The sequence below is a fragment of the Paenibacillus sp. 01T47 genome, from assembly GCF_056398245.1.
The window spans coordinates 143,762-155,762 of record NZ_JBFTPA010000010.1; the positions used below are offsets into that span (position 1 = coordinate 143,762).

A 12,001-nucleotide genomic window follows, 5' to 3' on the forward strand; every position below is an offset into this window, starting at 1 on the left:
GAAAAAAGCGATCCCGCTAGGGGAGCGCCTTTTCATTTAAAGCTGTGATTGTTTACTGATGACTAGTCGGATGATTTACGGTTAATGGGATTTCATTATTGAAGAGACGTGCAATATCGCCAGTCAACCGCAAATAGAAATCAGAGGATACGGCTACGCCATCCGCATCGAGCGTAAGGAAATATTGATTGTTCGGAATCATCGAGCTGTTCTCGGCGGCTTTGGCAATCGCCGTCGCCTCGTCATATTCATCAAACATCGCAATATAACCTGTATTGATGCCTAAACTTTTTAAATTGTAAGCCTGTCGCCACATGAAATCGCCATGCAGACGAGGAATTTCGTTGACGGGACCATTTTTCATGTTTTTCCATGCAAAACCCGGCCAAATCACGGGCTGATATACGATGCCATTCTGCTGAGTAAATGCAAAATCCGGCGCCCACTGATTCGTCTTGTAATGATCAGCGCCCGCTAGCTGGCTGAACCGACCGACAAACCAAGGCGATAGCATATCAAGCGATTTGTACACATCGAGGAAACCAGGCTTCGAATCGTTATCCCCATTGCGCCAATGGGTAGGAACGCCGCCGATCACATAATAGCCTTGGTTTTTGAACCAAGCGATTAAGTCTGCGGATTCCGCTGCTGTTCCCGGCCGATCAGTAAACCCGATCCCCCAAATACAGATGACCAGCTTACCGTCCTGCTTGGCATAGGCAGTCGATGAGGTTAAATTCATCGTGCCAACAACATTGTTCGTAAAATCATTTTTGACCGCATTGACCCACTGGCTTGGATTGAGATCCGTAATGTCGTACATCACATAAAATTTGCGGTTATAGGTTTCTGCAGCATTTTTCACCTTCACAGCTACGCTGTCGCGGTTCTGATTCCAATTATTCGGTGCATAGTTTGCATCCGCCCCGAATCTTTGCAGCGCTGCGCCGCTAATGTTGTACGTCTGCATCCATTCAAAATGCTTGTTCACCGTTTCTTGATCATAAGAGGAGAACAGCTTGGCTGGCTGACCGTTGCCTAAATTGCCTAAGTTCGTTTGATACAGCTTCGTATACTCTCTTAAATCCGGATACATCTCGAAGTTTACGTTGGAGTTCGCCGTCAGATTATTATTGTTTTTGGACCAATGTGTCCAGTTGTTTAGAGGTGATCCGTCACCCCCAGCGGTAAACCAGCCCTGGTAACCCGCAAACACCTTTCCGACTACATCGCCGCCAATTGCAGCAGCAGCAAATTTGAACCAGTTGATATTAAACAGATTACCTGCTCCTCCAGTAAATTTTAAATATAGATTATGGACTCCGCTTATTGTGTTAATGGAGCAGTTTTTGGTTGTCCATGACTGCCAGCCGCCCGTAGTCGTTACCGCGCAGGTACCTGCCAGCGTGCCATTCAAGCTGTCCAGTCTAATTTCAACATTGCCGCCGGTTGTTTGGCTTGCCACACGCAGCGCAACCGATGAGGCTCCGTTCCCGAAGTTCACATTGTTAAATACAAGGTAATCCCCGTTGTCCACATAAGCGACATTTTGACCGCCTTCACTGGAGTTTTCCAATTGCGTGCCAAACTGACTGTTAAAGGCGGAAGCTGCCGTTTGAACAAAAGCCGATATCGAGCCTGGCGCAGCTGTTGGAGCAGGTGTAGCTGTTGGAACTGTCGTCGCAATCGGTGAAGGCGTTGGCGTTGCCACAACGGTCGGTCCATACACCTCAAGCTCCGATATTTGTCCGCCAGTTGCTCCAGTATTAGCTGTCACATTTATTTTGACATAACGCGCATTGGTGCTTGTAAAGTTGATGGTGACCGCATTTGTACCGGATTGATAAGTATAGGCCGCAGAAGCAACAATGGTGTTGTAGTTTGTATCATCACTGCTAGTCTGCACAGATAAAGTTTGCGTACGGTCACCCCAAGCAAGCGGCAGCTTAAGAACTACTTGATTGATGGCTTGGCTGCTGCCCAAATCGACCCTAATCCAGTTCGGATAGCTGTTTGCAGCTCCCTCCCAATAGCTTGCTTGATTGCCATCCGTTGCGTTTGAAGCTATATAGCTCTGAGTATGGTTGCTTTCCGTTACACTTTTGTTCAGCGCCAAATTGCCAGCTGCCGATACCTTGGATGGTGATAACGAGAGCTGCGTTGAGATAAGAACCAGAACAAGCAATAGGATGACGTAAACCTGTCTTCTTCCTTTAACCAACATAAATTCCCTCCTCAAAAAATGGATGATACCGCGATGCTCCAATCCCTATTTATTCGATCCTACCACCTCCTTCGCCGCTTCTGGGGTATCGAAAAAAGCCTGGTCCCCCGGGGGACCAGGCTCGCGTTTTAAGGCTGCTGGTTGTAAATGCGATACAAGAGAACTGCCGTTTCGCAGCGGCTTCTTTCATACTTATCCAATGTATCCGCTTTCAAACGTTTTCAAAGGAGAAGCCTTCCTCTACATAAGGTCGGCTTCTCATTCGTCACACTTTATTTTTTCTTCGCAAGAAACTCATCAATTTGTCTTTGAGTTTCAGCGATGATGACATCAAGTCCATTTTTCTTTTGCGTTTCGATATAAGAAGCAACGGCCTTCTCGACATCCTTCACCACGCCAAACTCTATCGGTCTGTTCAGCTCATCGTTTGCTGTATCACGTTTTGCAATCTCGTTTTTCATATTGTCTTCAGCGATAAATAGGCCGTCGATAGGTGAGTTGACGTTATTAGGCTTGCTTGCAAATTCAGCTTCCTTCAGCCAGAAATCCGTTCCATATGTCATCGTCGGACGCATGAATTGCGGCTTCCAGAATGCCCATTGTCCGCCCCACTCCATATAGTTGCTCGTCGTTGTTTCCATGCCTTCCGGATATTCAGCCGTTTCCCCGTTCAATACATAGGTTTTGCCTTCAATACCGTATTGCACAAGGTCATACAACGTTTTGTCGGTTTCCATCATATCCAAGAAACGAAGCACTCGTTCTGGATTTTTGGAGTTGCGGTTAATGGCAACGACATTGGCAAGAGCCGTACGGTTAACGAATCTTTTGTCAGGATAAAGCTCTGCCGATTCCATCTTGAATGACGGATCAGAGAAACCAGGATTAGCACTTACCCATTCATGAGATGTTACAGTGAACAGCTTCTTGCCATTTCTCCACTCCGCTGCTTCGTCTGACTTATCGATCATCGCATCACGGTTAATCAAATTATCGTCATACCAAACTTTAGCCAGCTTTGCAGCCTCTAGGTAGAATGGTTGCTGCTCAACCGCTTTAATCGTAATTTTATCATCGCTTAAATAGAAGCCAAGGCCGTGGAAGTTAAGGTCTACCCACTCATCACGAATCATAATAAGGGATACCGGCGGCGTCCGGGAAATTCTTTCGTTCGGGTACGCTTTTTTCAATTCACGCAGCAATCTGTCGACATCCTCAATCGTTTTGATTGAGCCTGCTGGAATATCAAGTCCCGCTTTCTCGACAAGATCAGAGCGCCAGCCAGTAAATTTACGCTCATTCATTTTCATCGTCCATGGAAGACCTACGATATTGCCGTTTACCGTTGCAGCAGCAAGTGTACCCTGCTCCTCATATTTCTTATGCAAGTTAGGAGCAAATTCCGGCAGCAGATCGTTTAATGCCATGTATGAACCTTTTGCAGCCATCTGCTTGTACGAAAGCCAGTCGCCGTCAAAGTTCATATCCCAGTTGTCGCCGGATGCGGCCATAACGAGCATCTTATCTTTGAAGTCGCCAAACGGAATGAAGTTAATATCGAACTTCACGTTAAGACCTTTCGCTTTCACATATTCGCTAACCTTGGACCAAACCTCATCCGTAGCCGCTTTTTTATCACCGCCAAAATAAAACTTCAGCGTAACTTCATCCTCTTGCTTCACTTCTTCGGTTCCGCCAGTTGGCGCATTAGTCGCCTTCCCATTGTTGCTTGGCGTATTGCTGTTGCTTGAGCTGCATGCTGCTAGAATAACGCTTAGCAGCATAATGACAGCAATAAATAGCGGCATTTTTGTTATGCTTTTCTGCATCTGAACCTCTCCCCTTAGCTTATGTTTTATATACTACACGGCTGAAGCCGAGATAGTCATCCTTTTACTGCGCCCACCATCAAACCTTTGACAAAAAAACGTTGAACGAATGGATACAAGAAAATGATAGGGCCAATGGTAACGACCGTAAGCGCCATCTTGATCGATTCCGAAGGAATTTGCGCTGATATTCGCTGCATAGCGGATGCATTGCTCGAGCTCTTCAGAAATTCCACGTTGGAGATGAGCGTTCGCAGCAGCAGCTGCAGCGGTTGGAGCTCCTGCTTATCGACAAACATGAGACCTAGAAACCAATCATTCCAGTAGCTCAATGCTACGAATAAACCGACGGTTGCAAGTACAGGCAAGGAAAGCGGTGCAATGAGGCGATAAAAGATTTTAAAGTCGCCCGCACCGTCCATTTTGGCCGATTCATTCATATCCTCGGGTATGGATAACATAAAGTTGCGAATGAGGAACATATTGAATGCATTAGCGAGCATCGGCAAAATAAGCGCCCATAGTGTATCTTTTAGATCTAAATATCTCACGCAAATGATGTACCAAGGTACTAATCCGCCATTAAAGAGCATTGTAATAATGACGTAGATAGACAAAATGTTTCTATACTTGAATGACCGTCTCGCCATTACGTATGCGCCCATGCTCGTTACGAGCAAGGACAGAATTGTTCCTGCCACCGTAACGAGAAGACTTACACCATACGCATCAATAATGCGATTAGAGCCTAGAAATAAAATGCGATAAGAATCGAAAGTAATGCTCTTTGGCCATAGCGTGTATCCATAATCCATAATGTCCTTCTCCGTACTTAACGAGCCTGAAATGACCATAATGAATGGAAACAAGCAGGACAGACTGAACAAGGAGATCGCTATAATGATAATAAATTGTGAAATTGAAAATCTCTTCAGATGCATGCAGATGATCCTCCCTTGATGTGAATGGACGTTTTTAGAAAATAGCCGAGTCTTTGTCTATTTTGCGTGCCGCGTAATTGCTGCCGATAATAAGCACGAATGCGATGAACGACTGGAGGAAGCCCGCCGCAGATGCCATGCCGATATCACCTGATTTGCGCAAGCTGCGATAAACAAACGTATCAATAACGTCAGTTGTAGGAAATAAGAGAGAAGCATCGCCGACCATTGCGTAAAACATTCCAAAATCGGCGTTCATGATTCTGCCAACAGCCAGCAAGGTTAAGATAATGATCGTTGGCCGCAGCATCGGAATGCTGATAAAACGGATTTGCTGCCATCTTGTCGCACCGTCGATGGACGCTGCTTCATAATACGAATTGTCGATGGACGTTAATGCCGCCAAATAAATAATTGTGCCGTATCCGGTAACCTTCCAGCGAACCGCTATCGTTAGAATGAGAGGCCATAAGCCGGCTTCGCTGTAGAAATCAATTGGCTGCATGCCTATCGTCTCCAGCACACGATTAATCGCTCCACTCTCAAAGTTCATTAAGTTGTAAGCGAACACTCCGACTACGATCCACGAAATAAAGAAAGGAAGAAAGGTTAACGACTGCGTAACTCTTTTAAAATATTTGTTTCTAATCTCATTGAGCAGCAAGGCAAACCCTACTTCAAAAATGAGCCCGACTGTAATAAACAATGCGTTTAACAGTATCGTGTTTCTCATCGCCCGAAAAGCGGTCGGAGAAGAGAACAAATAATCAAAGTTATTCAGCAGCGGATGCATCCAATCGCTTCCGAAAATTCCTTTAGCAAAGTCAAAGTCTTTAAAGGCGATGACTAGACCTGCAAGCGGCAAGTAGTTAAAGAGAAAAAGGAGCGTCGCGACGGGCAGGAACATGAGCAGCAGCGTTCGATTTCTAAGTAATTCCCGAATGACTCCATTAGATTTCATAATCGATTTCCCTTCCATTGATGTGATACTTTTATTCTAAGGGAGCCCGCCTGGGCTTACTATGAGCCAATCTTATACTTTGTGGTTTAAGATTATCCTCCTATGCATAAAGCTCCTTTTCCCCGTCTCCCAGACGCCGACTCTACTCTATCCGCGTTAATGTGTGCTTATAGACAACAAACCAAGGCTTGTCTCACGCTGTAAGAACACATGCGTGCTTACAGCTTCATTTCCACCTCAACCAGACGGCTTTTCTACTCAATAAGCGCACATATGCGCTTACAGACAACAAACTAACCCTTTTCTTAAGCTGTAAGAACACATACGTGCTTACAGCTCCATTTCTACCTCAACCACACGCCTCATTTACTCAATAAGCGCATATTTGCGCTTACCGACAACAAACTGAAGCTATTCTCGTGCTGTAAGAACACATACGTGCTTACAGCTTCATTTCCACCTCGATCAGACGCCTCATCTACCTCAATAAGCGCATATTTGCGCTTATAAACAACAAACCAAGTCTTTTCTCGAGCTGTAAGAACACATGCGTGCTTACAGCTCCATTTCTACCTCAACCAGACGGCTTTTCTACTCAATAAGCGCATATTTGCGCTTATAAACAACAAACTAACCCTTTTCTCAAGCTGTAAGAACACATACGTGCTTACAGCTTCATTTCAACCTCGATCAGACGCCTCATTTACTCAATAAGCGCATATTTGCGCTTACCGACAACAAACCTAGGCTTTTCTCGAACTTTAAGAACACATGCGTGCTTACAGCTTCATTTCCACCTCAACCAGACGGCTTTTCTACTCAATAAGCGCACATATGCGCTTACAGACAACAAACTAACCCTTTTCCCAAGCGTTAAGAACACATATGTGCTTACAGCTTCACTTCCACCTCAACCAGATGGCTTCTCTACTCTTTAAGCGCATATATTCTTACAGCTTTATTTCAACCTCGATCAGACGCCTCATCTACTCAATAAGCGCATATTTGCGCTTACAGACAACAAACTGAAGCTATTCTCGTACTGTAAGAACACAAGCGTACTTATAGCTCCTTTTCTACCTCAACCACACGGCTTTTCTACTCAATAAGCGCATATTTGCGCTTACAAACAACAAACTAACCCTTTTCTCAAGCTGTAAGAACACATGTGTGCTTACAGCTCCATTTCCACCTCAATCAGATGGCTGCTCTACTCTTTAAGCGCATATATTCTTAAAGCTTCATTTCAACCTCGATCAGACGCCTCATCTACTCAATAAGCGCATATTTGCGCTTACAGACAACAAACTAACCCTTTTCTATAGCTTTAAGAACACATGCGTGCTTACAGCTTCACTTCCACCACAACCAGACGGCTTTTCTACTCAATAAGCGCATATTTGCGCTTATAAACAACAAACCAAGGCTTTTCTCGAGCTGTAAGAACACATGCGTGCTTACAGCTCCACTTCCACCTCGATCAGACGCCTCATCTACTCAATAAGCGCATATTTGCGCTTACAGACAACAAACTAACTCTTTTCTTAAGCTTTAAGAACACATCCGTGCTTACAGCTCCATTTCTACCTCAACCACACGCCTCATCCACTCAAAAAGCGCATAATTGCGCTTACAGACAACAAACTAACTCTTTTCTTAAGCTTTAAGAACACATCCGTGCTTACAGCTCCATTTCTACCTCAACCACACGCCTCATCTACTCAAAAAGCACATATTTGAGCTTACAGACAACAAACTAACCCTTTTCTCACGTATTAAGAACACATGCGTGCTTACAGCTTCAGTACCACCTCGATCAGACGCCTCATCTACCTCAATAAGCGCACATATGCGCTTAAAGACAACAAACTAACCCTTTTCTCAAGCTGTAAGAACACATACGTGCTTACAGCTCCATTTCCACCTCGCCGAGACGCCGCAACTACTCTTTAAGCATGTATTTGTGCTTATCGAGTTCAAACAAAAAAGACCACCTAAACAACCGGTGATCTCTACATGCACATAACTAAGTTACAGACTTCTTCCTTCGTTTTTACCAATTAAGCTTTGTATCCATATGTAGCTTTGTTCATCAAGAACGTCATAGCTCCCATTACTCTTGGTTACTTTCCTAACATCCTTCTGCCTAGCGTTTGTTCTCATAGCCGACTACTTTACCTACTATTTCCTCTTTGGCAAAAGCACCCGCTGATTGGCTGTCATGGAATCCTCGCCAGCGTACATCCGCCAATATAAAATACTCATTCTCCTTTAGCTGCAATGGCTTATTCATAGAATTATTTTTATCGGAAGAAGGATCGCTCCCGTAAAAGGCATCCAGTTTATTCCCATTAATATAAACCTGCCCTTTTTTAACCTGAACCGCCTCACCAGGAAGCCCAACAACTCTTGCTATATCCGTCGCTTGTTTATCTTTTTCAACTTGGAATAAGGCAATATCGCCGCGAGATACTTGATTTTCCTTATAATAATTCAAATCAACCAACACCTCATTGTTTAAAGCAAATGGATGGGGATGCGTATAACCGAGCTCTGATAACATACCATCCGTTTCTACTTTTACCTTCGTCAATGAGGAATCCGGGTTTTGAATGAACTCTATTCTCTTCTCTGTAGCCGTATCCGTAATGGATTTACTACAGCCACCCATGATCATTACGACGACCGAGAAAACAACAAACATAACCTTCCATCTCGTCCTCATCAAACATCCCCTCCACTGCCTGCTGTCACTTATCCCGATTCCGCTTCCAATGCTCCCGCAGCTCCAACGTTTTTTTATTCCATGCCTCTGTCTCTGGAATAATACGGTTAATGTCGGCACCTTGAAATACGATATCATTAATAACATTGATCCAGTTGTACTCCGAAAAACCGGGTATCGTGGCGCCCGGCAATACGAGACTGTTATCCTTGGTCATCTTCACGGCTTCGATATTTTTCCCTTGCCATAAGGGAACCTCATCAATATAGGCTGTCAGCTCCGGATCAATAACGGAAGCGTTCGCTCCCTTCTCGATTTTCCATTTCTGCGCTTCCATCTCGAATTGAAAACTAATCCATTTATATGCCTCTTCTTTATGCTTCGAGCCGCTCAGCATCGCAAGCGGACCATAAATATGGAAGGAGTATTGGTTGACCTGCCCTCTCGGAAAGGGAAGTATATCCCAGTTAAAACCAGCCTCCTTTTGCAGTGTGGGAAGCAGCCAATCTCCGGCAATGTCAAACGCTGTTTTTCCATTTATGAATTGCTTAACTACATCGCCTTGTGCTTTGGAGTCTGCCCAAGAGAGCATAGACCCATCCTTGGTGACAAATTCAGTCAGCCAGCGCACATCCGCCATCACATCCGGCGTGCTTAGCAAGCTTTGGGTCAATCGATCATTTAAGTAAGCCAAATTAGGCGCATGCCCATCCGCTGCCGCTTTCATCGGCAACAAGCGCATCACAAAATCACTGTTCGTAGTGAGGCCGTATTCCCCAGCTGCAGGGTCCGTGACACGTTTTGCAATATCACGCAAATCATCAAAGCTCCAATCATTTGAAGGCATATCTATGCCATGCTTGGCCAATAAATCTTTATTTACAATAATCCACATTGGAACATCGACGAACGGCACAGCAAGCCTGCGGCCATTAAAGGCCATCGTATCAAAATATCCATCGGGAAGCACCTTGCCTTGGAAGGAAGCATCTTCATCCATGTACGGCTTTAAATTTTCGAGCAGGCCGCTTTGTTCATAACGAAGCAAATCACCAACAACCCAAGTCAGATCAGCTGGTGTGCCTGCCGCCTCTAATGCAATAATTTGATCCATGATTTCGTTATCGCCGCCCACGATTTGAATGGGCTCAATCGTAATCCATGGATATATGGCATTGAATTTATCGTACAGCTCCTTATACGTCTCTCCTCCCCAGGTCAGAAGCTTAAGCGTAACTGGTGTTTTGCCTGAATATTGCCCTTCTTGACCACTATTTGATCCCTCTGCCGCATTCTCGCCATCCCAGCCTTTAAACGTGCAAGAGGTTAGAACTAGCATAAACATCAGGAGTATACTTATAACAAATGTTTGTTTACGTTTGTTTATCAAGATTATGCCTCCTTTGATACTCACGCTTCACTCATTGCCAATCGAATCGATATTCTGGTCTTCCTTCAAAATGGGATGCCTTAACGTTATCGTTGTTCCCATTTCGGGCCCCGTCTTGATTTCAAGCTTGTAACGATCTCCAAAATAAAGCTTCAAACGATCATTCACATTGCGAAGCCCTACGCCTCTGCGCGTATGCGAGAACTTTTCGTTAGGCTCTTCTTCCGTCTCCAGCTGTTCCAGCACGGATGCTGGAATGCCTTTACCGTTATCCACAATATCGATTACGATATCCTCTCCGATTTTTCTGGCTGCGATCATAATTTTCCCTTTATCAAAATCGTCGCGCACGCTATGCTGAATCGCATTTTCTACAAGCGGCTGCAGCAAAAGCCTTAGAAACGGCATATCCAGCGTCTCTGTCTCACAGGAATACAAAATACGAACGACCTTGCCCATTCTTGCTTGTTCAATCGATACATAAGCCTTCACCTGCTCAATCTCGCGGCGCAGCGTCGTAATCTCTTTCCCTTGGTTTAAACTGAGCCGCAGCAGATTACCAAGTGCCGATACCATCTCGCTGATGTCGCTGCGTCCATGATTTTCCGCCTTCCACCTAATTGATTCCAAGGTGTTGTATAGAAAATGAGGATTAATCTGGTGACTAAGCACTTGAAACTCCAGCGCTTTTTTGTTCCTTTCGGAGCGCGCTGCCTCTTTAATCAAACCATCTATGCGCTGAACAAGATTGCTTACTCCTCTATACAGCCAGCCAACTTCATCCTTGCGAGACGACGAAGGCAGCAAGTAATGAAGATTTTCCGCCTCCAGCCTCCTCATTAAACGAACCAAATGCGCAATAGGCTGTGTATAGTAAGCCGTGATATAAAAGACGACACTAATGCAGCAAATAAGATAACCGATCAAAAAAATAACGAGCATGCGGTTAATTTCATCAATCGTACCCGTCAGCTCATGAAGAGGGGTCAAGCTGACGATGGTCCATGGATGATTAGCCATCTTCAAATACGTGGCGAGGTAGGTTTCTCCTTCAATCGTAATGGACGTAGAGCCTTCATCACCCGACTTTATATAAGAGATTAAGGCTGTTGACGGAAATTCCTTGCCTGTCCATTCATTAACTGTAGAATCATAATGCACGATGCCTTTCTCATTAATGAGCAGCAGCTTCTGATCCTTTAGCTGATCGGACGGCGAGAAATATCTTCTTAAATAGTCCTCGGACAAGTCGGTCGCAATAATGCCTCTTAATTTTTGATCATACAAGCCCGAGAATCGCTTCACATAGGAGAGCAGCGGTTTTGCATATTTCCCATGCATGGGCATGGTCAGATACCACGTCGGACTAACCGTCGCTTTGGAGCGCTGAAACCAATACTGGTCACCGATACGCACCGATTCATCAATTGTTCTCATATAGGATGGATAATCTGTTGGCTTGATTGGGTACACCTTGACTCTAAAAGCATCAATCGTAGACGTAGCGTGATACAGCACGGTCAATAAACTGACTGTAAACGTTTCCTCTTCTGTCTGGTTCAATGGTTCCGTTTCCAATAAATCCTGAAGTTCCTTATTTCCAATGACATCGTTAACTTGATCATTTAAGTTGCCCAGATAAATCTCGAAGTTTTTTCTTGCTTGAAGTAGATAGCTCATGGACATTTTCGTATTCGTATTGGAGATGCCCTCGATCGATTTAATATGCGCATAATACGCAAAAAGCAGAAACGGAACGATAATGATCATAAAAAATATGAGAATCATCCGATTGCGAAAGGATGAAGCGAGCCGAAAGGACACTTTATTCACAAGTATACACCTGCCTTCCACTATGCTAACCCCATCACTGGAGTAGACTTGTCCTCGATAATATACTCCATTGAGCTACTTTTGCAATAAATAATTTA

General features: G+C 44.6%; 7 protein-coding genes. All 7 read right to left on the reverse strand.

Translation table 11 applies throughout. The features are described from left to right. Window positions 1-52 precede the first annotated feature (52 nt). The 7 genes from AC1DOV_RS20290 to AC1DOV_RS20320 all read right to left on the reverse strand — a co-directional run bounded on the left by AC1DOV_RS20290 (window position 53) and on the right by AC1DOV_RS20320 (window position 11,903). Window positions 53-2,224, reverse strand: coding sequence for a carbohydrate-binding protein (locus AC1DOV_RS20290; RefSeq protein ID WP_477550893.1), 2,172 nt, complete (start codon window positions 2,222-2,224; stop codon window positions 53-55). Window positions 2,225-2,496: 272 nt separating this feature from the next. Then, window positions 2,497-4,053 (reverse strand): extracellular solute-binding protein, encoded by a 1,557-nt coding sequence (locus AC1DOV_RS20295; protein WP_477550894.1) that lies wholly within the window; start codon window positions 4,051-4,053, stop codon window positions 2,497-2,499. Window positions 4,054-4,109: 56 nt separating this feature from the next. Then, window positions 4,110-4,994, reverse strand: coding sequence for a carbohydrate ABC transporter permease (locus tag AC1DOV_RS20300; RefSeq protein WP_076269437.1), 885 nt, complete (start codon window positions 4,992-4,994; stop codon window positions 4,110-4,112). Between the two features lie 34 nt (window positions 4,995-5,028). Beyond that, window positions 5,029-5,955 carry an ABC transporter permease gene (locus AC1DOV_RS20305; RefSeq protein WP_441911238.1) on the reverse strand — a complete coding sequence of 309 codons (927 nt, stop codon included), beginning with the start codon at window positions 5,953-5,955 and terminating at the stop codon, window positions 5,029-5,031. Between the two features lie 2,146 nt (window positions 5,956-8,101). Next, window positions 8,102-8,680: a signal peptidase I gene (lepB, locus tag AC1DOV_RS20310; protein ID WP_477550895.1), complete on the reverse strand. Its 579-nt coding sequence runs from the start codon at window positions 8,678-8,680 to the stop codon at window positions 8,102-8,104. Window positions 8,681-8,705: 25 nt separating this feature from the next. Further along, entirely contained in the window at window positions 8,706-10,070 is a 1,365-nt protein-coding gene (locus AC1DOV_RS20315) for an ABC transporter substrate-binding protein (protein WP_477550896.1), read from the reverse strand. Between the two features lie 27 nt (window positions 10,071-10,097). Continuing rightward, the gene (locus AC1DOV_RS20320) at window positions 10,098-11,903 is read right to left on the reverse strand and encodes a cache domain-containing sensor histidine kinase (protein ID WP_477550897.1); all 1,806 of its coding nucleotides are present in this window, start codon (window positions 11,901-11,903) and stop codon (window positions 10,098-10,100) included. Between the last annotated feature and the right edge of the window lie 98 nt (window positions 11,904-12,001).

Bases quoted from the DNA above. Each gene is read 5' to 3' on its own strand.
- AC1DOV_RS20295 (WP_477550894.1), bottom strand. From the start codon at position 4,053: ATGCAGAAAAGCATAACAAAAATGCCGCTATTTATTGCTGTCATTATG.
- lepB (WP_477550895.1), bottom strand. From the start codon at position 8,680: ATGAGGACGAGATGGAAGGTTATGTTTGTTGTTTTCTCGGTCGTCGTA.
- AC1DOV_RS20290 (WP_477550893.1), bottom strand. From the start codon at position 2,224: ATGTTGGTTAAAGGAAGAAGACAGGTTTACGTCATCCTATTGCTTGTT.
- AC1DOV_RS20305 (WP_441911238.1), bottom strand. From the start codon at position 5,955: ATGAAATCTAATGGAGTCATTCGGGAATTACTTAGAAATCGAACGCTG.
- AC1DOV_RS20300 (WP_076269437.1), bottom strand. From the start codon at position 4,994: ATGCATCTGAAGAGATTTTCAATTTCACAATTTATTATCATTATAGCG.